Origin of the sequence: Aminobacter sp. BE322 (assembly GCF_050433525.1) — a bacterium.
GTDB lineage: Bacteria > Pseudomonadota > Alphaproteobacteria > Rhizobiales > Rhizobiaceae > Aminobacter.
In genome coordinates this window covers 1-20,797 of record NZ_JBNPXB010000035.1, presented here as the reverse complement: position 1 = coordinate 20,797, position 20,797 = coordinate 1, and the positions used below count along the sequence as shown (strand labels likewise).

General features: G+C 63.2%; 19 protein-coding genes and 1 pseudogene. 4 read left to right on the top strand and 16 right to left on the bottom strand.

Features of this window, described 5'->3' with window-relative positions; genetic code table 11:
• Positions 1-307: 307 nt before the first annotated feature.
• From J2X50_RS24390 to J2X50_RS24350, 9 genes and pseudogenes are all read right to left on the bottom strand, one after another.
• Positions 308-715, bottom strand: a pseudogene (locus J2X50_RS24390) (hypothetical protein); the annotation flags it as partial.
• A complete protein-coding gene (locus tag J2X50_RS24385; protein ID WP_429098755.1) occupies positions 715-1,005 on the bottom strand; it encodes a hypothetical protein in 291 nt (96 codons plus the stop codon). The pseudogene J2X50_RS24390 and the gene J2X50_RS24385, both read right to left, overlap by 1 nt.
• 157 nt (positions 1,006-1,162) lie before the next feature.
• Positions 1,163-1,474 carry a DUF736 domain-containing protein gene (locus tag J2X50_RS24380; protein ID WP_046110305.1) on the bottom strand — a complete coding sequence of 104 codons (312 nt, stop codon included), beginning with the start codon at positions 1,472-1,474 and terminating at the stop codon, positions 1,163-1,165.
• A gap of 450 nt (positions 1,475-1,924) precedes the next feature.
• Positions 1,925-2,848, bottom strand: coding sequence for an ArdC family protein (locus J2X50_RS24375; protein WP_429098760.1), 924 nt, complete (start codon positions 2,846-2,848; stop codon positions 1,925-1,927).
• Between the two features lie 363 nt (positions 2,849-3,211).
• Positions 3,212-3,799 (bottom strand): hypothetical protein, encoded by a 588-nt coding sequence (locus tag J2X50_RS24370; RefSeq protein WP_429098753.1) that lies wholly within the window; start codon positions 3,797-3,799, stop codon positions 3,212-3,214.
• A 494-nt stretch (positions 3,800-4,293) separates the two neighbouring features.
• Positions 4,294-4,647, bottom strand: a complete 354-nt coding sequence (locus tag J2X50_RS24365) for a hypothetical protein (protein WP_429098752.1) — start codon at positions 4,645-4,647, stop codon at positions 4,294-4,296.
• Complete coding sequence (locus tag J2X50_RS24360) at positions 4,644-5,273, bottom strand: DUF7007 domain-containing protein (RefSeq protein ID WP_429098749.1); 630 nt, start codon at positions 5,271-5,273, stop codon at positions 4,644-4,646. The genes J2X50_RS24365 and J2X50_RS24360 overlap by 4 nt, the downstream gene beginning before the upstream one ends.
• Entirely contained in the window at positions 5,270-5,743 is a 474-nt protein-coding gene (locus J2X50_RS24355) for a hypothetical protein (protein WP_429098748.1), read from the bottom strand. The genes J2X50_RS24360 and J2X50_RS24355 overlap by 4 nt, the downstream gene beginning before the upstream one ends.
• A gap of 89 nt (positions 5,744-5,832) precedes the next feature.
• Positions 5,833-7,554: a ParB N-terminal domain-containing protein gene (locus tag J2X50_RS24350; protein WP_429098745.1), complete on the bottom strand. Its 1,722-nt coding sequence runs from the start codon at positions 7,552-7,554 to the stop codon at positions 5,833-5,835.
• 191 nt (positions 7,555-7,745) lie between these two features.
• On the opposite strand from J2X50_RS24350, the gene J2X50_RS24345 reads away from it, so the two are divergent.
• Genes J2X50_RS24345 through J2X50_RS24335 form a run of 3 tightly spaced genes read left to right on the top strand, consistent with a single transcriptional unit; the run spans position 7,746 to position 10,784 of the window.
• Entirely contained in the window at positions 7,746-8,438 is a 693-nt protein-coding gene (locus J2X50_RS24345) for a DUF6932 family protein (protein ID WP_429098742.1), read from the top strand.
• Entirely contained in the window at positions 8,435-9,712 is a 1,278-nt protein-coding gene (locus tag J2X50_RS24340) for a helix-turn-helix domain-containing protein (protein WP_429098739.1), read from the top strand. Before J2X50_RS24345 ends, J2X50_RS24340 begins: the two co-directional genes overlap by 4 nt.
• Entirely contained in the window at positions 9,699-10,784 is a 1,086-nt protein-coding gene (locus tag J2X50_RS24335) for a beta family protein (protein ID WP_429098737.1), read from the top strand. Before J2X50_RS24340 ends, J2X50_RS24335 begins: the two co-directional genes overlap by 14 nt.
• Here the strand turns inward: J2X50_RS24335 and J2X50_RS24330 are convergent.
• The 6 genes from J2X50_RS24330 to J2X50_RS24305 form a co-directional block, all read right to left on the bottom strand.
• Positions 10,738-11,334 (bottom strand): sce7726 family protein, encoded by a 597-nt coding sequence (locus tag J2X50_RS24330; RefSeq protein WP_429098734.1) that lies wholly within the window; start codon positions 11,332-11,334, stop codon positions 10,738-10,740. The two genes, J2X50_RS24335 and J2X50_RS24330, sit on opposite strands and share 47 nt — an antisense overlap.
• A gap of 270 nt (positions 11,335-11,604) precedes the next feature.
• A complete protein-coding gene (locus tag J2X50_RS24325) occupies positions 11,605-16,740 on the bottom strand; it encodes a helicase-related protein (RefSeq protein ID WP_429098732.1) in 5,136 nt (1,711 codons plus the stop codon).
• 86 nt (positions 16,741-16,826) lie between these two features.
• Positions 16,827-17,225: a DUF3085 domain-containing protein gene (locus J2X50_RS24320; protein WP_429098730.1), complete on the bottom strand. Its 399-nt coding sequence runs from the start codon at positions 17,223-17,225 to the stop codon at positions 16,827-16,829.
• 12 nt (positions 17,226-17,237) lie between these two features.
• Positions 17,238-17,840, bottom strand: coding sequence for a DUF1419 domain-containing protein (locus J2X50_RS24315; protein ID WP_429098758.1), 603 nt, complete (start codon positions 17,838-17,840; stop codon positions 17,238-17,240).
• A 65-nt stretch (positions 17,841-17,905) separates the two neighbouring features.
• Positions 17,906-18,949 carry a DUF3991 and toprim domain-containing protein gene (locus tag J2X50_RS24310; protein ID WP_429098727.1) on the bottom strand — a complete coding sequence of 348 codons (1,044 nt, stop codon included), beginning with the start codon at positions 18,947-18,949 and terminating at the stop codon, positions 17,906-17,908.
• Between the two features lie 277 nt (positions 18,950-19,226).
• Entirely contained in the window at positions 19,227-19,412 is a 186-nt protein-coding gene (locus tag J2X50_RS24305; RefSeq protein ID WP_429098725.1) for a hypothetical protein, read from the bottom strand.
• A gap of 327 nt (positions 19,413-19,739) precedes the next feature.
• Between J2X50_RS24305 and J2X50_RS24300 the strand changes: the two genes are divergently transcribed.
• Positions 19,740-19,925 (top strand): hypothetical protein, encoded by a 186-nt coding sequence (locus J2X50_RS24300; RefSeq protein ID WP_429098722.1) that lies wholly within the window; start codon positions 19,740-19,742, stop codon positions 19,923-19,925.
• Between the two features lie 126 nt (positions 19,926-20,051).
• On the opposite strand, the gene J2X50_RS24295 is transcribed toward J2X50_RS24300, so the two are convergent.
• Positions 20,052-20,797: metallophosphoesterase (locus J2X50_RS24295; RefSeq protein ID WP_429098719.1), on the bottom strand; the 746-nt coding region annotated here is incomplete at its 5' end.

Sequence of the window (20,797 nt, the reverse complement as noted above, 5' to 3'; positions counted from 1 at the left end):
ACGTTCCCAGAAATGTCTCGGCCATGCTGGCCGGCGTGCTGGCGGATGCAACCAACCTCGGTCCGAAGCGCATGGCGAGTGCGTCTAAAGGGATCTGCTCGCGCGCATGTTCGCGTTGGCGCGCGTCGGTCAGGATACGTGTCAGATAATGGGTTTCACCATGGGTCCCGACCACCAGCGCATGACGGACGTATTCAGCGTTCGCGCGGATCAGCTCACGGTCCAGCGCGAAGCCTTTGGCCGCCGCAAACTGGTGCATGAAGGTCATGGACGTGCGCGTATTGCCCTCCCGGAACGGATGGACTTTCCAGAGGTCGACAATCATGCCCGCAAATGCGGCCATGTCCTGCGGCCGCGACAGACCCCTGAGACCCGACCAGTCGCGGGCATTGAGTTCCTTGAGGTGGTGCTCGGCCTGGAGGCGCGCCAGATGGAACGGCGCGTATTCGACACTGCCGCCGCCCAGTTTTTCCTCGGCCTTGACCATATCGATGCGGCGGATCTCGCCGGCGAACGGATACACCGGCGCAAAGATGCGCCGGTGTATTTCCAGCAGGTGTGCGAGGTCGAATCCGCCCTTGACCGGATTGTCGTGAAGACCCTTCAACGTCTTCAGGGTTTCCCGACGCTCCTTGCTGTCGAGTTTGGCCTGATCCCTGATGTTGAAACGATTGATGAGGACTGTGGTGCCCGGATAAAGATAGGGGTCACTCATCAAGCGGCACGGGCACGCCTTGCTTCGACATAGGCATCGCCCAGCTGATCGCAGTCCTCACCACTCAACAGGCCGGCCTCTTCACACAGGACGAGGAACTGTTCGAACAGGTTCGGCTCATCCCGCGACACGGCCATTGCCGAAAGCGCGGCCTTGTGACCATCGGTCAACATCGCCGCAACGATCGGCTCAAGCGGCTTCTGGTCGAGGGTCTTGATAACCTGTTTGGCAAGCCGCAACGCATGCGCTCGATCCGCGACAGCGGGACTTTCCAATAGCGTTACGGTCATGCTTCAGGCTCCTAGAACTTACTCTTTTATATAGCTGAAATTCGGGTCGAAGGCCAGTCTGCGCGGTCCCGTCATTACCACGGCCGGCCATCGTTTGGACTGCAGTTTCAAGGCATAGGGCCCCGCCCGGATGGCGGGGGCCCTATGCCCATGGACCTCAGTCCCGGTTCGGTCGGGACCAGATCAGCTGCAGGCCTTCCTCGCCGTCCACCTCGATCAGGGTGGCGTAGATCGGAGCGGGGAAGCTCGGATCGTCGAGCTTGACCGAGAGATAGTCGCGGCCCTCGCTGGAGGTCTTCTGCCAGGCGGCGCCCAGTTCGACATTGGCTGCCGCGAAGATGCGGAAGTGCGGGCCTTTGTCGGAGGGGTTGTCGACGCGGACCAGCTTGGCCTTGACGTTGAGGTTGAGGGTCTTGATGGCGCCGGAAAAGCCGGTGCCGGTGGAGGTGAAGGTGCCGATGGTAGCCATGTGTCTCATTCCTCTGGTTTCTCGGGCCGCGACCATCGCGACCTCGATGGCGGTCGACAGACCGGAGGCGATCGATCCGCACCCCGAAGGGGCCGGAACGTCAGTGGAGGGCGGCCGGGAGAGACTTTCTTGCCTCGCGAGGAATGGCCGCGAAATCCGGGGCCCCGCGCGACATCGCGCGCGGGGTGGTTCGGCCAGGGGAAGAAAGTCGAGACCGGCGGTTGCGGGAAAAGAGCGAGACCGAGCGCAGCGAGATCGGCCTTCGGTCAGACCAGCCACATCGAGGCCGCAGTGGACGCGCCTGTCGCAGGAACAACCGGAATGAAGGCGGGCGCCGCTTCATCGGCATCGCTTTCCGGATCCCCACACGGCGCAAGCGCCATCCCCGCCCGAGCTCCCGTCATTGGCCGGCCACGACAGAGTTCCCATCGGCAACGGTCGACTTTTGCATCAGGCCGCCTCCGCGACCTTCGCCGCCGGCTGAAGATCGTGCAGGTAGGTGGCTGCGCGTTGCGCATGCGCGGCGGCCGAGAAGATGAACCGCTTCTCGTTGGAGAGCACCTCGAGCCAGGACGCCAGGTAGCTGGCGTGGTCAGGCCGCGGCTCGAGCTCCGGCACGATGCCAAGGTCGGCGCAGAGGAACACCGACCCCAGTTCCGCGATTAGCTCCTCGCGACTGCGTTCGCTCCGATCCTTGTGATAGCGGCTGAGATCGCGGTTGACCCGGTGGGCGGGAGCTGTCCAGTGGATGGTCTCGTGCGCCCTGACGGCAACGAAGGATTCCGCGTCGCGGAAGCTCTCGAAGACCGGAAGCTGGATGTGGTCGGACGAGGGCGCGTAGAACGCCTTCGTGCCGCCATAGACGACCTTGGCGCCGGTCGCGTCGAAGAACGCATCGGCGTGGGCGATGCGCGTGACGGGATCGATCGCCGGCGGCGGCGCACCATAATAGCGGTCCGGCAATCCCTCGATCTGGTCGACATTAAAGACCGAATAGGTCTTGAGGAACGGGATCCCGCGCTCGACCTCGTCGCCGCGCTCGTCGGTCTCGGTCCTGGTGAACTGGCTAGCATAGACGACGGTCGAGCCGGTCTCGCCCTTGCGGACATGACCGCCCAGCTGGACCGATTGCTTGAACGTCATCCAGATGGGCGAGGCGAAGCCGCGGGCGAGCGCCTCCGACCAGAGCAGGATGATATTGATGCCTTGGTAGGGTGTTCCATTGTGCCGTAGCGGCCGCGTGATGCGGCCGGCAGTGTTCGCAGCACTCCAGGGCCTTACCCATGGGCGAACACCTTTCTCCAGGTCCGCGACGATGCGGTCGGTGATCTTCGCGTAGATGTCGACGCGGGGTTTTTTGTCTTTCCATTTCATCATCAGAGCCTCCATTCGAGGCCGCGCCGATCGCGGCCGTCACGAGGTCCGACCGCGCAGGACCGCAGGTCCGCGAACCCGGAAGGATCAGTCGGAAGAAGGAGAGACGTCGCAGCCGGGCCGGAACGGCAGTGGAGGACGGCATCGCCGTTTCGCGGAGCGAGGACCGGAGCAGGACCAATGATCGTGACGGCTGCGATTGCGCCGGCCTCGTCATGGGTATTCCTGCTTCCCTTCCGCCTCTCGGTCCCGCGGAAGCCCAGCGGCGTCTGCCGCGACATGGAAACAGGCCGGCACCTATCGGGCCCGACCTGCGAAGAAGCGGACAAGGAAAGGGCGGAGCCGGAGCCCCGCCCGCGGCCGCTATCCGAGAGCGGCCATCTGGAGGTCGGCGGCCTGCCGGCTGACGGTCTGGCCGGGATTTTCGGCCTGCCGCTCGTAGGGCTTCCAGCTCTCGCCGACGATGTGCTCGTAGGCCGCGACCACGCCCTCGGCCGCCATGCGCAGCGCGTGGGCCTGGATACCCATGTCGGCGGCGAATTCGCGCTTGCGCTGGGCGGCGCTGTCGAATCCGACCGGGCCATCGCGATCCTCGTCGCGCATGTCGTTGGCGAGCCGGGCGGTCGCGTCCTTGGCCTCGGTGACAGCCTTGGAATAGAACTGTCCCGCTCCGTAGGCCGACCCGACATGGGAACCGACGATCCGCTGGAGATGGATCTGCATGGCCTTGTCGGAAAGGCCTTCGGAGAGGGTGTCGGCGCTCTCGATCAGGGTGCGCTCGTGAAACTCCCGGATACCGTCGCTGTCGAGGACGGCGAGCCCGAAGCTTTCGGAGATGAGTGCGGCCTGGTTGGCGTCCGGGCAGCACAGGCGCACCATTTCGAGAGTGGTGCCCTTGCGAAGCTGGACAACGCGAGCCTTTGCCTTCGTGGAGCGGGTTGAACTGGACATGAAGCAATCCTTTCTAGCGATGCCCTTCGGGCGATCCGGCCCCGTGCCGGTCTTCCCTGCGGGTGCGGTCGAAAAGAACCGGCGGAAGCTGGACGCTTCAGGGTCCGGGGCCTGCCAGGCGAGCAAGGTTGGCCTGCGGGCAAGCGGGGCTGACAGCCCTGCGCGGAACGCGGGCCGGCCTTGTCGAGATCGGCGGGCTCCGGCCGCATCGCGGCGCAAAGCGGCCTTGAAGAGGCCAGCCGCCGGTTCAGACCGCAGCAAACCCGCCGGGAAGTCCGGCGCGGGGATGGTTCCATGAGATTGGCTCGCGTGAGGACTTGCGACCGGATCAATCCGCTTCCCACGGCAGCACGGTCGGGGCAACCGCCGCGCTGCTCTACCCGGATATTGCCAAGCTGCCTGCACACTCCCGCCACACGATTCCGGACAAGGTTGTCCTCCCGATTGCAGGTCAGGGGACGAGGAAGCGCGCATGGAGATGCGCTGGGAAGAAATCACGCCGCGCGGAGGCCCACCATATCCGGCTCCGCATCGACCTCCGGCAGACCGTGGCGACGACGGAAGGCGGCGATCGCCGCATCCTGGCGGGCGAGCTTGCGTGACAGCCCATCGACCTCCCGGTGACGGGAAAAGGTCAGCTTCGACAGCGTGGCCTGGTAAAGCTGCTCGTCGGCATGGCTCCATGTCGACCTGGACTTCCGGTAGTCGCGTGATCTGGCGCGGAAACTGATCATCAGGCGTTCCGCGCGCGCCGTGATCTGCCGCTCGATCAGGCGGAGATGGGCATGCGTCTCCCGGCGAGCAGCTTCCATGGTCGCCAGCATGGCGATATGCTCCGTGATCGTCATGAGGCGGCCTTCCGCAATCGTTTAGGTGTGGACGTGAGGGATCGCCAAGCATCGGGATACCAGTGCCGGATCGTCTCCTCGGCGCAACGTTTCTCGAAATCGGTGAAAAGGTCGGGAAAGGCCTGTGCAACGGCCGCCCAGCAGCAATCCTCTTCGTAGAACCCATCGGCACTGCGCAAATGCGGGTGGATTCGGGCATTGCGGACAGGGTCGAGATGGAACCCGCCATGGCTCGGGGTCGAATGGCAGACGATGCCCTCGGCATAGTGCGTGGCATGATCCGAGAGCCCCCATGGGGTTGCTTGCCGAGCCGGGATGCTGCGGCGGGCCAGTCTACGCAATTGCCCCTGATGTCGGGCGTTCTCCTCGACACGGGCGCGGAACGCCGCCTTGCCGTCGAGCTGCCCGCCGTGACCGTAGAAGCTGGACTGCTTCCATTCACAGATGGGCAGAGACAGCTTCCAGGCATGGCCGAGATAGTGTCCGCCATTGTAGGCAGGGATCATTGCAAAGGCGTTCTCGCCAACCAGCGCCGCGAAGAGGCCATCGCTCGTTCGCCCGTAATACACCTCCGGGAATCCGGAGGTGTTGTCGGTCGTTGCCTCGGCTTGAGGAGGGGCGTTCATGCCGCCCTCCCCTCGACGGCGTCGGCTGCTACGGTGTCGGCCGATACGTCTTCGAGCACTGCATTCGGATATCCATGGGATTGCAACCAGACCTCCGCGTCCTGGCGGCTGGCGGCAAGATAGACGAGTTCAGCGCCCTCGCCGGCGCGGTCGAACACCCGGACTGAACCCGGCGCGGGCCGGGAGGTCACGATGAATTTCAGGCCGCAATCGACCGAAAAGCTCTTGTGGACGCGCAGCACGGTGACACCGCCGCTCCCATAGTCGCCTTCATGCAGTGTGAACTGCGCGGGCGACGAGTACTGCGCGGTCTGCCGGGCTGGCGTCTTGCGCATCAGGCGGCCGCCGCTATTGGCGCTCTCCCATGCCGAGAGCTTCTTCCGATGGCGTTCCGGCGGGCGCGGTGTGCCGTCGGGGTAGCGGATGATGGAACCGAGCGGCACGAGATCGTATATCAATTGAGCGGACATATTGTTTCTCTCCAGTGGTGCTGTTGATGAAAACAGAACCGCCGCCGGCGCGATTGCCGGCGGCGGGCGGGAGGAAGTAGAGTGGCGGCCTATTCGGCGGCGACGCGCCACGCTTCGGTTTCTTCGACGGTGTGGCCGTCATCGACCGGATGCTCGTTTGCCGTCGCCCCGGTCTGATCACCGTCGAGATCATCGACTTCCGGCGCGGTGTCGTCGTCAGCTTCGTTCGGCGCGGCGTACCGGGCCGTCCAGCTCGTCAGCTCGGCGACGTCGGGCGCGAACAGGGCCGAGGGATGGACGAAGTGGCCTTCCTTAAAGTGCTCGGCGAGGGCTGCGCGCGTGTCCTTGACGCGGGCACGTGGAAGCACCGGCGTTTCCTTGCAGGACGCCTCCAGTGCCGACCGCGACAGGCACGACATGAACTCGTCCGTGCCCATGTTCGGCAGGAAGCCGTCGGCGCCTATGGTGTCGCCCGCGACCCGAGCGACAATGCCGCTGTTGGTGCGGTTCTCCCGGCATGAGAGGGCCTCGATCAGAACCTTGCGCGCGACCCGGTTGAGCGTCTCTCGGTCGTAATCGAGCCTGCCATCTTCCCCAAAAAGAAGGACTGCATGACGCTCCAGCCGCGCGTGGCCGTAGACCGTGTCCGAGGAACCCGAATCGACGGAGACGTTCCTGCCCGCGAAGGCGAGAACGAGAAGCGCCATCAGCGTGTCCTCCTCGATCGGCGCGCGTGCAAGAGCGTCGTGAAGCGCGTCGGTGCGGAAATCGCCGATCATCTCGATTCCCTTGCGCGTCACGTCCGGGCGGGACTTGGCAACGACCGGTTCGGTGTCCGTGCCGGCAGCGTCGGCCGCACCACCCTTGCCCTTCGGCTTCTTCGCCTCGGGCATGCGATAGGCGACCGTCTGCACCTTGCCCTCACGGTCGAGATACATGGCGGTGTGGTCGGACTTGCCGGGCTTCCCGTAAACCCGCTCAGCCTTGGGCGGCAGTTTGGCCTCGCCCCACTGGCCGACCTCGACGATTGTTCCCCGCTTGGGAAGGTTGTTCGACATCCATTCCTGCTGGGCGCCGAGATAGGCGTCGACATCGGTCGTGTGGCGGCTGTCCTCATCGGCGGGGGCGAACAGATCCTCGACCCAGGCGATACCGTAGGCCTGTGCGAGATCATCGCCGAAACTGGCATGTTTGGCGAACATGCGGGTCTTGGTCAGACCCTGCGCGACAGACCACCATGAGACCTGAGGATCGGCCTTGGACGGCTTGTGCTTCTTCCAGATCTCTTTCTGCTCCTCGAGCGCGGCGGAAGCGATCGTGCGGAGCTGACGTTCATCTGGCATATCGCCCTTGGCCATGTGATCGAGCATGGCCGGAAGCACGTTCGCCAGAAGCCGCAGCTTCTTGATCTGGCGGACCGGCAGCGCCAGCGCGACGGCAATCGCCTCCTCGGTCCAGTTCAGCGCAACGAGGCGCTCGATAGCCCGCCATTGGTCGACGGGATTGAGCTGCTCATGGGCCAGCGTCTCGGCCAGCGAGCGCATGGCGCCGCCGTCCTCGGCACGCTCGATCACCAGCACGGCGATCTCATCGAGTCCGGCCGCGATCGCCTGCTTCACGCGGCGATGCCCCGCGTCGATGACAAAACCGTTGCCGCCTTCAGCCTCCGGGGCGACGACAGGCGGCTGCACGATGCCGACGGCCTTGATCGTGGCGAGCAGCAGGGCGTCCGCCTGCGGGCTCGATTTCGAACGCCGTGCTCTGTCGGGATTCTCCTTGAGCACGCGCGGATCGACAAACTTGAGTTCCATTGGGATGCTCCGTTTCGGGTTGCGGACACCGCCGATCGCGGGTCCTTCTCCGTCTTCTTTTCCGAAGACATCTCCCCGCCCGCGGAGCGGACGGGCCGGTGCAACTGCCTGTCGAACATCCCTGCCCGACAGGCCAAGCGGGGCTCTCAGCCCTGCGAAGGACGACGCGGCCGGGATCGCGAGCCAGGCAGTTGAGCGCCAGCGTCACCGGTTCGGCCGATCCGCGAGAAGGGCTTCTTTCCCTCCCGATTTCACCATTTTTTCCGATCTGCGCAACGTTGCGGCTGAATGCGGATCGTCTCGCAAGAGCCGAGAACGCTGTCCTGTTGCCCTCCCAAATTAGCGGCGGCGACCGGATGATCCCGGGCTTGCCCTTTAGCGATTACAACATTATTGTTGTAAGCATGATTCCTGCCCTCGTCCCATTGCCCGGCTCTCCGTGGACCGTTCTGCCCCCAGGGGCGCACGCGGCGAGTTTGGAAGATGTGGCGGCTGCTTTCGCAACGAATGCCTGGCGGCGTGAGCTTTTCGACGGCCTCGTTCTCGCCTCTGGCAAACTGCGATTGGCTGGATGTCCGGCGATCTATCTCGACGGCAGCTATGTGACCGGCAAGCCGAGGCCCGGCGACTTCGATGCATGCTGGGATCCTACTGGGGTCGATTCGGCCAAGCTTGATCCCGTGTTCCTGGAATTTGCGAACGGTCGGGCAGCGCAGAAAGCGGCATTCAAGGGCGAGTTCTTTCCGTCCTCGATGATGTGCGTGGATGTCGGGCAGGCATTCGTCGATTTTTTCCAACTGGATCGTTTCACAGGAAAACAGAAAGGGATCATCTCCATTCCGCTTTCGGCCGATCCGCTTCTCTCCGGGAAGGTGCAGCCATGATTTACAGCGACAAACAGTATGGCGTATCGAGTGCGCAGCTAGTGAAGTTGCGAGACGCGCTTGCTGCTGCGGACGCGCGCGCATCGGATCAGGCATGGCTCAAGCAGGCGGAGATCGATGGGCTCAAAAGCCAGATCGCCGATATCGAAGCCGAGCTTGCCGAATACGACCTGCTCAAATCTGGCCAGGTCTCATTCTCGAAAACCTATGCGCTAGAAGAGTTGCCGCGCGTGCTGGTGCACGCGCGAATTGCCTCCGGCATGAGTCAGACAGATCTCGCCGAAAAGCTCGGCATGAAGCCGCAACAGGTGCAGCGCTATGAGGCGACCGACTACATGGGCGCAAGCCTTGGTCGGCTGATTGAGATTTCGAAGGCGCTCGGTGTGAAGGCGTCAGGAAGTTTCGAGGGACCGAAGCAGGCCGGCGGATCGGTGTTCGCGTGGGGCGATGCCGACGATATCGTCTGGGGTCAGCTTCCTTACAAGGAGATGATCAAACGCAAATGGTTTGATCTACCGCGCGGAGCAAACCCGATTGAGTGCGTGAAGGAATATTTCTTGCACGCGGCCGGACCGCAATTTGCGACGGCGTTTCACCGCAAGAAGATGCGCAGCGGGAACGTGCCGAACGAATACGCCCTACTCGCGTGGCAGGCGCGCATTCTGGAGCGGGCGCGTAGTAAGATTGAAGCAGAAGAGATCGGAACCTTCGAACTCGATGACCGGTGGCTGCCGGAGTTGGTGCGTCTCACGAAACGGCAGGACGGGCCGAAGCGTGCCCGTGATCTGTTGGCCGAGAAAGGCATCGTGCTTATCGTCGAACGGCACCTCTCGGGATCGTATCTCGACGGCGCAGCCATGCTTGCCGACGGCGATACGCCGGTTGTGGGCCTTACGTTGCGATACGACCGGCTGGATAATTTCTGGTTCGTGCTGATGCACGAGCTCGGTCACGTTTTCCTGCATCTCTTCGACGGTTTGCGCTTCGACTTCTTCGACGAGGAAAGCGGCAATGACGGTGATACGATTGAGGCGGAAGCTGACAAATTCGCGCTCGACGCGCTGATACCGGAAACGCTGTGGGATCAGTGTCTGTCCCGCTTTGCCATGTCGGAAGAGGCAGTGAAGATCGACGCGGAGACGATCGGCATCGATCCGAGCATTATCGCGGGACGCATCAGGAAGGAGCGCAGCAACTACACCATCCTGAATGATCTGGTTGGTCGCGATCAGGTGCGCTCGCAGCTTGAGGAGGCGAGCGATGATCTTGACTAAGGATATGTATGTTCCGGCGCTGCGGTGGAGGCAGGGCGAATACCAGGCGCTTCTCCGCCTGGCTGGTGCAGTCAAGGATCGCATTGTGCCCTACATCACCATCCCCGAGGTCGAATACGACTTCGAGTTGCGGCAGCCGAAGAAATCGGTCCATGAACACGTTCATCCGTTCGCCGCCCGGTTCAAGGCCAAATGGGGGCAGCGGCCCGCGTGGGTAAGTGTTCATCCGGGCATCGCTGATCAGCCCATGGATGATGGGCGGGATATACCCACCTATGTATTCGCAGCTCTGCGCGCATTCCGGGCGAATGCGATACCGGCGGTTCCCCTCGACGCTGCGACTTCCATCATCGCGTCTGTCCGGACGATTGCCGCGACCGACGGACTTGGGGTGGCGATCTCGATCCGGCTCGAAGATCTGATGAAGGCCAATGCTCGCTCCCGCATCGAGGGATTAGCGGCAGCACTTGATTTGGAGCTTTCGGAAGTTGACCTGATCATTGATCTCGGTGGCCCGAATTTTGAGCCCTATGACGCCTTCGCAGGAGCCCTCATCGCGGCCATGCGCAGACTTGGCGACCTGTACGCCGTCCGGAATCTGGTCGTCATCGGCACAGCGATTCCCGAGACATTCAAGGATGTCGCCAAGGGCGCTGACCGGCTTCCACGCCACGATTGGCTCTTTTACCAGGTGTTGCTCGGCAAGATTCCGGCCGGCATGCGACAGCCGAATTTCGGGGATTACACGATCGTCCATCCGGAATTTAAGGCTCTGGACATGCGCATGATCAAGGCGGCAGGCAAGCTCGTTTACACGACGCCGGCAGCCTGGGAAGTGCGAAAGGGTGGGGCATTCAACGACGATCGCACGCAGATGCATGGCCACTGCGCGTCAATAGTAGCGTCGGGAAAGTTCAACGGTGCCGGCTATTCAAGCGGTGACGATTACATCGCAAAGTGCGCGGTTCACAAGGAAGGACCGAGCAATCAGACGCGATGGAAGGAGGTGGCAATCAACCACCACATCACACATGTGCTGGGCGACCTCGCCACGCTTGGCGCTGCACCATGAAGGCGCGGATGGAGGCGGTGATCTCGCGGAGGGTCATGGCCTCACACAGCATCTCGTAAAGCTTCTTTCTCGGCAGCCGGAGGTCCTTCGCCGCATATCCGGCTTGGCCCAGAAGTTGGATGACCTCATCGCGCCAAAGCAGGTGCGCCATCATGACCGGATCGATTTCGGGATTGGCGGCGGCGTTTCGCAACACCCGGAAGTTGATTCCACCTCTTGGTCCCTGCTCGGCCGCGATCACGCCGCACCATTCGGGTGCGTGACTCATGATGCCCGCGAGATGCTTCGGCGCGGCGACGAGTGTGAGCTTCTGTAGCGTTTGGCGGTAGATATCGATCTGGGTCGCGAATCGGTCGAGATTGTCCTTGGCGCTCTTGATTTCATAGCCGTGGATGCAGCCGTTGATGACTGCCACGTCGATGCGGCTCCGGGCGTGCGCGAGGCCAAGTTCGTCGATCACAAGCGTATCGGGATGGGATTTGGCGCGTCGCAATCGTTTGGCGTGTAGCGCAGAGCGAATGTCTCCGTCTGTCGTTCCCAACTTCGTCATGGCCGGTATGTCCTCCAGCTTATGTTCTGCCGGAGGTTCTGCTCCAAGCCAAGGTGGCATTCTGACTCACCTGACATTTCTCAAGCGTGTCACCGGCGATGACCGGTCTTGGTTGTCTGAAAACCGGCTGAATCGACCGACTTGGGAGCGCGAGGCTGTCATTGCCGCACCGTCTTGGAACGTCACAGAGGGTCTGAGCATCCCTTTCAAAAGTCCGGCCACGCGGGTATCGGACCTCGATCGTCATCTGTCGCAATACTGGACTTCCGTTCACGCCGCCTCGCGGATCCCACCATCAGCCACCCCGACCACAAGGCTGGGATTGTTATCCGTACCGGCGGCGAGATCAGCTTCGAGATGGGCCAACTCCTGCCGCTTCAGTTCGAGCTCGGCCTCGAAGGCGAAGGCTTCGCCAATACGTGGCTGATAGGAGGCTAGACGCCGGCGGGCATCCACCAGCCGACAGCGATAACTGTCCTGCTCGCCCTCAAAGTTCGACAGAGCATGCTCAAGGCGAGCGACCGCGCCGAGCGGCGTGACCGTGACGGGAAGGTCGATCTCGTAGTCGGCGCCGGTGCGCTTCAGCACAGTGGTGTAGCGATACCCGTCCCGGCCGAAGCGCTCGCCTGAGAACTCAAGGTCGAAGCCACCGATCGAGCCGATGACCGTGTCTCCCTCTTGGCTGAGCTGTACGAGAGTGAGGATTTCCTTCATCAGTGCGCGGCCGGCGAGCTTGCGCTCGGCGAACGCGGTCCCGGTGACGGTCATCGTGAAGGCATCGCCGGCAGTCGGCACCCGGCGTTCGATGTCTCGTCCGATTTCAGCAATGCGCCGGGTCGACAGTTCGATTTCGCGTTCAGCGTCGCGGACCTGGCGACGAATAGCGTGCTGGTCGTCGATATGGGCGGCATGGAGCCGGTCGAGACGGGCGATCTCGGCCTCAAGCCCTGCCTTTTGCATCAGGCGCTGATCGCCCGATGCGATGGCCTTGGCCATGGCGAACTGGTTGGCCTGCCCCTCGCCCATGTCTTCGAGGCGTCGAATGGACATGTCCCCCGATAGAGCCGCCGCGATGAACCGGGCCTTGCGCTCGTTGTTCTGCCACATGGTGGCGTCGAGCGAACCGAGCGTAGCATAGGCGTAGAGCCCGATTTCGTCGTGCTGGTTGCCCTGGCGGATGATGCGGCCTTCGCGCTGCTCGATCTGGGAAGGAAGCCAGGGGACGTCGAGATGGTGCAGTGCCTTTAGCCGCGCCTGCACATTGACGCCGGTGCCCATGGTCTCCGACGAACCGATCAGGATGCGGACCTTGCCGGCATTGAAATCGTTGAAGAGCCGCTGCTTGGCTTCGGACTTCTTGAAGTCCTGCATGTAGGCGATTTCCGAGGGCGGCACACCGAGGCGGACGAGCTCGTCGCGTATCCAGCGATAGGCCGAGAAACCGCGGGAGGCTTCGACATTGATCGTGCCGAGATCGGAGAAAATGAGCTGGCCGGCGCCGGGTTTGTCGAAGGGCTTGCCGTCCTTGCGGAGATATTCGTTCTCGGCCGTCTCTTGCCAGATGCGGAAGGTGTTTCGGACAAGCGCGTTGAGCTTGTTGCCGTCCTCATTGTCCATGGCCGGCATGACCAGGCGCAGGTCGATCGCGGCATGGCGGCCATCGGTGATGACCGAGAGCAGGATGTCGTCGCCCGGCTGCGCCGGTCCCTCGCGCTCCTCGATGGCCTTGATGCGATGATCGAGATGGCGCTGATAAGCCTTGAATTCCGGGGTCGGCTCCGCGGTGATGATCTGGCGCTTGCCGCCGGCGATCTCCGGCACCTTCACATATGTCCGCAGGTCGGCGGGTTGCACCACGTCCGCGAACGACCGGAACATGGCGATGAGCTCGGGGACGTTGACGAACTGGGCAAAGCGCGTGACGGGTTTGTATTTGCCGGACGGCTGCAATTCGAGTTCAGTCGAAGTGTCACCGAAGGTCGACGCCCAGGCATCGAATTCGTGCAGGCCACGGGCGGCGAGCGCTGCGTTGTCCATCAGCCGCTGCACCGTGAACATTTCGCCGAGCGTGTTGGTGATCGGCGTGCCGGAAGCGAGCACGAGCGCCCTGCCCGGATTTTTCGTCTCAATGAACCGGGACTTCACATAGAGGTCCCAGGCCCGCTGCGAGCCATTAGGATCGACGCCCTTCAGCGTCGACATGTTGGTGGCGAAGCTGAGCTTCCGGAACTCCTGCGCCTCATCGACGATGATCTGGTCGATGCCAATCTCGGAGATGGTGAGCAGATCGTCCTTGCGGGTCGACAATGCCTCCAGCCTTTCCTTGTGCCCCTCCTTCATGCGCTCGATGCGCTTGCGCGAAAGCCGGTCCTCCCGGTCGACCTTGGTGAGCAGGTCCTCGTAGGCCTCGAATTCATCCTGGATCATCTGCGCCTCAAAGGCCGAGGGAATCGAAATGAAGCGGAACGCCGAATGCGTGATGATGATCGCGTCCCAATTCGCGGTTGCCGCCCGTGACAGGAAGCGATGCCGCTTCTCCTTGACGAAATTGGTCTCGTCGGCGACCAGTATCCGGGCATTCGGATAAAGCGCCAGGAACTCGCGGGCGGCCTGCGCCAGGCAATGGCCGGGAACGACCAACATGGCCTTGTTGATGAGCCCGAGCCGGTGCTGTTCCATGATCGCCGCCGCGATCGAGAGCGTCTTGCCGGCGCCGACGGCATGGGCGACGTAGGTCGAGCCAGCGGCGATGATGCGCCAGATCGCCCGTTTCTGATGCCCATAAAGAGAAAAGGCGCCGGAGGCGCTTGGAAGCTGGAGATGGTCCCCGTTGAATTTTCGCGGTGCGATGTTGTTGAAGGTGTCGTTATAGAGCCGCGCCAGACGGTCGGTGCGATCCGCATCGCTCCAGATCCATTTCTGGAACGCCGTCTTGATCTTCTGCAACTTCTCCTTGGCCGCCTCGGTCTCGACCGTATTGAGGACGCGCCGCTCGGTGTCGCCGTCCTTCACCGTGTCGAAGATTTGCGGGATGGAGGAATTGAGTGCGTCGGAAAGTAGCTGCCCGGCATCGCGACGATGCGTGCCCCATTCGGTCGTGCCGGCGGCGCTCCAGCCGAGCTGGCGCGCACTGACCGTCCAGCATGCAAGTTCGGGCGTGTGATGGATGCTGATGTCGGCATCCATCGTCTGTTTGACAAAGGTGACAATGTCGGTCGCCGGAATCCAGGGTGCGCCGAGGCGGGCGGTGATGTCGGAGGGCCTGAGATCGGCGGGCTGGACGCCCTTGAGCGCTTCGACATTGCGGGCGAAGGCGAGATCGAGCGCAGCGGCGGCCTCGGCGGCAGCGAGCTTGGAGCGAACGGTGCCGGAGAGATACGCATCGGCAGTTTGCCAGGAACCGGACGTCGGATCCCGGAAGATCGCCTGCCCCAGCACGTCGATGACATCGGCGACATCACGATGCAGCAGTTCCGCGATGTGATCGACGTCAACTTGGCCACGTTCGTTGAGCACGACGGCAAGAGCATCAGCAGCCGACGTGATGACCGGCGCCGGCGGCGGTGCGATGACGCGCTCGGTGAAGATCGGGCCGGGCCGGGCGATATTGGTCTCGAGGTCGTGGTCCTCGATGGACGCTACCAGCCAGCAGTCGGGGTCGTCGAGGAAGGGCTGGAGATTGGGACGGCGATGCGTCTCCCGCACTTCGCCGGATTCCGCGTCTTCAGTGGTCGAGACGGTGGTGAAGTTGATCGGCCCGAATTCACGCACGAAGTTCGACCAGGCAATGCGCAGCTTGACCTGCGCCTGCTTCCATGGCCGGTCGAATTCCTGCGCCTTGAGCACCTCGCGCACGGCGTCACGGATCGGGATCAGCTTGCGAATGATGCGGGCTTGCTTGTCGGAGATGCCGTCCCCTCCCCGACCCTTCCTGACGGTGATGGTCACTGCGTGACCGTCGACCATCTGCATCAGCGCGGAGTTCTTGCCGATGAAATAGCTGCCCTCGCGAGCGGCGGCGCCATTCGGGATAGCCGCGGTTGATGCCGGGTCATCGGCACTGTCATCGGCGTAGGGACCGCTATCTTCCGGCTCGCCGTCATAGATGGCTTCGGGAAGCGCCTGGATCGCGGTCGCGAGTGCGGCGTCGAGATCGACGTCCCGGCGCGGCTGGCAGGTATAGGTCTCGTCGGGACCGTAGATGCCGCGCCTAAGCGCATGTTCGCCAAGAACCATATCGGGGTGCTCGGCGAACCATTGATTGACCCGGATAACCCCGTCGTCCTCGCTCAGTGGTCGCACTTCTGCCAGATCGAGCCAGCCTTGATCACCCGCCACCTCTTCGTCCTGGCGCTTGCGGAAGAAGAGGACGTCGACAACGACATCGGTTCCGGCGTCGGCGCGGAAGCTGCCCGCTGGCAGCCGTATGGCGCCGACAAGATCGGCCAACGCCGCGATCGTCTCGCGGGCGCGGCTATCGGCCTTGTCCATGGTGCCGCTCGAGGTCACGAAGGCGGCTAGCCCTCCGGGCTTTAGCGCACGAACCGCCTTCACGATGAAATAGTCATGCAGGCGCAGGCTGAGCCCGCGGAACGCGCGGTCACTGCGGACGGTGCGGTCGGAGAAGGGAGGATTGCCGATGGCGAGGTCGAAATGCGCCGGTAGATCGACCCGCGCGAAATCCTGATTGAGTATTTTGGCGCGCGGCTGCAGGAGACGGGCGATCCGGGCGGTAACCGGATCGATCTCGATGCCGGTGACGTGCGAAACGCCCCGCAAGTTTTCCGGCATCAGCGCCGGAAACAGTCCGGTGCCGATGCCGGGCTCGAGCACACGGCCGCCGCGAAAGCCGAGCCGCTGCAGGCCCGACCAGATCGCCTGGATGATGTATTCGGGCGTGAAATGGGCGTACTGGGTGCAGCGCGAAAGCGAGGCGTAGTCGACGGCATCGACGGTGCTTTCCAGCTCCGCGCCGATGTCCGCCCAGCCCTCGCGAAACTCCAGCTCACCCGGGCGACGAAACACGCCATTGGCAAGCTCGGAAGCGCCGAAGCCGGTGAAGCGGATCAGTGCGGCCTGCTCGTCGACCGACGCCGGGCGCTGCTCGTCGGCGATCGAGGCGGCGAGGCGGATCGCCGCGACGTTGTCGCGTGCGCGCTCCCGCCAGGACCTGGCGAGGCCGCGCAGGCCGGCGAGACGAAAATTCTCGCCCTTCGGTGGTGCCCGGCGCAAGAGCTGAGCATCCGCCGTGGCGGGCACGGCAGGCGCGGGAGAATGCGGGGCCGGGTCGTCATCGTCCGGATCGTCGGCCGGACTGTCGGAAAAGGCGGTGACGCCAAGGCCGAGTCCTGAGGAAAGTGCTGTATTGCCGAACAGGTCGAGCGTGAAAGGGTCGTCATGGGACATGGAGTAGTCTCCTGGAATTGTCGCGAGCGCCACCACGCGAGCGGCGTGTGCGGCCGCGTGAAAAGCTGGCGAAGGTGGGGAATGGGCTAGCGAGCGATGAGCGACAGCGAGACGTCCGTCTCGGTCAGTTGCACGCATAGATGCGTGCAGCGAAGATTCCGATCGAACAGCGCGATCAGTCTCTCGGCGTCGAGGAACTCGATGCCGTCGTCACCGCCAAAATGCCGGTTCTTGTAGTGCCACCAGTCGGGATTGCCGACCGGGTGGCATTCATCCGAATAGACCACGAGGGCGCGCTCACCCTCGGCGAGCTTGCCGTTGGAGAGGAGATAGACCCCTTGATCGCCGACCAGCCAGACGCCTGGCTTTTCATCCTTGCCGGGCTTGATGCCGTAATAGGGATTGCGAAATCCCCCATTGGCGGCCGCATCGGCTATGCCGCGCTCGATGGCCTTGCGAACGCCGAGAATAGGAAATGTGAACATGGCAGCCTCCGATCAGGCTGCAATTGCGGCGGGCAGGTAGCGAAGATGGACCGGCAGCTTGGCACCGATCTCGGCCTCGGTGAGGTCGTCGAGCAGCTTCAGAACCGTGCCCTTCGCACCACCGTAGACGGTGATGGTGCGAGCACCCCTGTCACACTCTGGCCAGCGCTCGCCTGCATAGCCGCGATAGTCGGCATGAGTCGTGCTCCAGATGTGGTCGAGCCGCTCAGCGCGCGTCATGGCACGAACGGGGCGGGATTCCCGCTCGATGATCACATCGCGCATGCGCTCGGCCGAACCCTTGGCCGACATATCGCAATAGGCGTGGAAGTAGCGGAGCCGCCCATCGATCGAGAGCGCGAAGAAGACGCTGGTGATCGAGCCGGTCATGAACTCGCTGAGCGCGAACATGTCGCCGCGCATCCAGAGCGGCGGCAGGATTTCGAACATGTAGTCATGCTCGGCCCGGCCGATCTCGAACCACTCCCCGTCATAGAGCCGGCCGGTGAGGCGCGCCTTGCTCATCGGCGCCTGGCCGTGGCGGTCAAACATTTGGAACATCTGCTGGCGCGTGGCGACGCCCTCGAAGACCTTGCGGAAGGAGGATTGGGTGATCATAGCGGCTCCTGTGGTCCGGCGGCATCAAGCGCGATCCTGTCCACCCGACCGGATCATCACCTTCATGCCTTCTCATCACCCCTTCGCGCGGCCGCCTCTCCGGTCCGGCGGGTCAAGGGCCGGCGCCAGCCGGGCGCAGCCTCCCTTGACGCGACGGCCGGGCATGCGGCAGCGATTCCGCTCTCCTTTCGCCTTCCATTCTCGGGTTTCCCTTCGCCGGTCCTTTTGAGATCGCTGTTCCAATCCTGCGTGGATGGCCGCCGTCGCTCGTACCGGCAGCCGGTCTCACGCACGATCTCCCGCAAACGACCGGAATAGATCTCGCCCTGCCGATCATTGTCGGTGGCCGCGGTCATCAAAATGCCAGGCCATTTGGCGATCGCCCGAATCGCGGCATCGCTTGCGGGCGACCACCCGCCGCCAGTGCTGATGTAGAGGGTATCGGCACGCATACCCTCGAGCGCGGCAAGGCTCATGGCGTCGATTGCCGCCTCGGTGACGCAGAACCGAAGTGCTGCTTCGTTGCCGAGGCGGAACAGTTCCTTGGCTCCGCCGGTGGAGAAGCCGCGCCACCGCGGGCCGCGTTCTTCCCATCCGCTCAGCTGGCCGGCCCGGTCGACATGCGCGGCCCATATGCTGCCGCTCGGACCCTCGCGCAGCAAGCCTTGGGCGATAGCGGCCTGCAGAACGGATATCGGGATCGCACGCTCATCTGCCAGGTATCGCCAGGCGCGAGACCCGATAGTTGGAGGTCGCCGACGCCGCCATCGCTCAGTGATCGAATGTGGTGTGCCTGTGCGCTTTGGGCGGCTCCAGGACGGCGTGGCCGGGACATGGCCTATGAGACTGCGAACCGCGTCGACGGCCGCCGGAAAGCCAATACCAGCCAGGTGACCTGCAAGAGTGAAGACGTCGCCCTTGGCATCCGAGAGTGGATCGAACCAGCCCCTGCCGCCGTGGATGACGATGATGATCTCGCCTGCCCCCCGCCGGTACTTTACGGCACGCGCCGTGCTCTCCTTGACGTCCACCATCCAGCCTTCGCGCTCGAGCACGGCGGCGCAGGGCACGTTGTCTCGCAATCTCTCGATTTCATGTTGCTCCATGGGGCGATCCTGCCGGCGCCGCCGAGCGTCCGGCCCTTTCCTTGTCCAGATTTGGTTTTCTCTGCCTTCAGGCAGGCCTCGAGGTCGGGCCCGAAGCCGGAAGCTTGCCAAGGGCGCACCGGCTTGCCGGGGCGGCGCAGCCTCCCTTGCAGGCTTCCCGGCGCAAGCGGCAAAACCTCGTCCCAATGAGAGCCGTCCGCCCACCGGCAGGGAAAGGGCTGTGCGGCGCGCAACCCGGCCTTGACGGGCCGGGCGCCTGGCGCGTGTGGAGGCCGGCTCAGTGAGCCGGCCGGCCACCTTTGTAGGGGTCGTATTCGAACAGCGGCTCGACTTCGGCGTCGTCGAGTTCGTCGGCAGGCATGACGCCGTATTCGTCGTCGACTTTGAAGAGAATGACCGGCACCATCAGGGTGCGGGCGAGGCTCCAGGCATGGTTCTGTGCGAGGGCAAGATTGTGCGACATTGAAGGGCTCCGTCCATGGGCGGGGCCGATCCCCGCTCTGGCGCCCGTCGGGTCCGGGGCACGGCCGCAATCACCGCGCAGGCAAAGCCGCAGCGGCCGCACGCTCGCGTAGCGGACCCCTTGTGGGTTGATTGGAGGAGGACGGACCTGGACCAGGAAGCCAGCACAGCAAGCGGGGGCGGACCTGCGCATGGATGGATCGATGCCCTGTCGCATCCTTCCCGGTAGCAAAGACCTGTTGCAGAGACCGGACTTGAGGTCCCTTCATTGATCGTCGCGGCGACCTACCCCTTCGCGTCAGCGCTTAGGATCCGAACGAGGACTCCGATGACGACGTTCGCGATCGACGATCGACTTGAAGACGTCGATCTCCATCTTGGCGGAGGGTTCGATCCGCGCCACCCCGGCGGCTATCTTCGCCCAATGGAGGAACTGGCCGTTGGACGAAGACACCCCACCCCTCGAAAGACCGTGAAGTTCCCGCTATCCTTGCCGGATGTGCAATGCCCATGAGGAACACGTCCGCTGGGTCGAATATTGCACAGATGATACAGGCAATGGAGCTGGAGATTCCAACGCAACAGACAGAACTCGTTCTGCCCCAGGCGGACGACATCAGGATCAACTATATAGAACCGGTCAACTGGCCGAGTTGGTCCTAGCTGTCCGCTGGCGGGGTCCGGTATCTCTGGACGATATATCGCGATAGTTCGTGATAACGTCGCCGTCCCGAATTTCGATTACGGCATAAGCTGGTGGCTCGGAGGACCGCCTGAGCTTCTCACCCGTCATATCGAGAGCGAACTGAACATGGGTGCTTTTGAGAACCTGGATTGGATGGCCCCTCCAAGCCCCCGACACGTTTCTGTGCAGGTGGCCGCAAAACAGGTGCGTTGGCGCCGTACGGGTCTCGAGCAGCCCCGCTAGGCCATCGCTGTTGAGGAGGCGCAGCCGATCGAGCGATGGAACGCCGATAGCGAACGGCGGATGGTGAAGAAACAAGAGTAGCGGACGACTTCCAGCCAGGTGGATCTGTTCGGCAAGCCATTCGATGCGGACGTCGCAGAGTTCACCATGGTGACCGCCGTCTGACGCTTTGGTATCGGCATAGACCAGTCTGGTAACCTCGATGTCCTCAACTCCCTGGACGAAACCGCCCAGTCCGGCTTCGGGAAAGATGTTGACCAGTGCTCGTCGGTCGTCATGGTTTCCCGCAAGCAGCCTGACGGGGATGGAAAGTGACGCAAGCTCCTCACGCAGGAGGCGGTAGGCGCCAGGATTACGCAGCTGCTGAGAACGGCGGTGGAAAACTAGACCACGGTAGCGGCGGGATTGTCCGGCTGCGGGCGGCGTAAAAGTCGTCCACTTTTTCCCTTTTCTGCGTG

What these genes read in the sequence shown, in the direction of transcription:
- J2X50_RS24320 (WP_429098730.1), bottom strand. Translation starts at nt 17,225, where the DNA reads ATGTTCACATTTCCTATTCTCGGCGTTCGCAAGGCCATCGAGCGCGGC.
- J2X50_RS24380 (WP_046110305.1), bottom strand. Translation starts at nt 1,474, where the DNA reads ATGGCTACCATCGGCACCTTCACCTCCACCGGCACCGGCTTTTCCGGC.
- J2X50_RS24340 (WP_429098739.1), top strand. Translation starts at nt 8,435, where the DNA reads ATGATTTACAGCGACAAACAGTATGGCGTATCGAGTGCGCAGCTAGTG.
- J2X50_RS24365 (WP_429098752.1), bottom strand. Translation starts at nt 4,647, where the DNA reads ATGACGATCACGGAGCATATCGCCATGCTGGCGACCATGGAAGCTGCT.
- J2X50_RS24325 (WP_429098732.1), bottom strand. Translation starts at nt 16,740, where the DNA reads ATGTCCCATGACGACCCTTTCACGCTCGACCTGTTCGGCAATACAGCA.
- J2X50_RS24310 (WP_429098727.1), bottom strand. Translation starts at nt 18,949, where the DNA reads ATGGAGCAACATGAAATCGAGAGATTGCGAGACAACGTGCCCTGCGCC.
- J2X50_RS24360 (WP_429098749.1), bottom strand. Translation starts at nt 5,273, where the DNA reads ATGAACGCCCCTCCTCAAGCCGAGGCAACGACCGACAACACCTCCGGA.
- J2X50_RS24370 (WP_429098753.1), bottom strand. Translation starts at nt 3,799, where the DNA reads ATGTCCAGTTCAACCCGCTCCACGAAGGCAAAGGCTCGCGTTGTCCAG.
- J2X50_RS24305 (WP_429098725.1), bottom strand. Translation starts at nt 19,412, where the DNA reads ATGTCGCACAATCTTGCCCTCGCACAGAACCATGCCTGGAGCCTCGCC.
- J2X50_RS24335 (WP_429098737.1), top strand. Translation starts at nt 9,699, where the DNA reads ATGATCTTGACTAAGGATATGTATGTTCCGGCGCTGCGGTGGAGGCAG.
- J2X50_RS24350 (WP_429098745.1), bottom strand. Translation starts at nt 7,554, where the DNA reads ATGGAACTCAAGTTTGTCGATCCGCGCGTGCTCAAGGAGAATCCCGAC.
- J2X50_RS24375 (WP_429098760.1), bottom strand. Translation starts at nt 2,848, where the DNA reads ATGAAATGGAAAGACAAAAAACCCCGCGTCGACATCTACGCGAAGATC.
- J2X50_RS24355 (WP_429098748.1), bottom strand. Translation starts at nt 5,743, where the DNA reads ATGTCCGCTCAATTGATATACGATCTCGTGCCGCTCGGTTCCATCATC.
- J2X50_RS24330 (WP_429098734.1), bottom strand. Translation starts at nt 11,334, where the DNA reads ATGACGAAGTTGGGAACGACAGACGGAGACATTCGCTCTGCGCTACAC.
- J2X50_RS24300 (WP_429098722.1), top strand. Translation starts at nt 19,740, where the DNA reads ATGACGACGTTCGCGATCGACGATCGACTTGAAGACGTCGATCTCCAT.
- J2X50_RS24385 (WP_429098755.1), bottom strand. Translation starts at nt 1,005, where the DNA reads ATGACCGTAACGCTATTGGAAAGTCCCGCTGTCGCGGATCGAGCGCAT.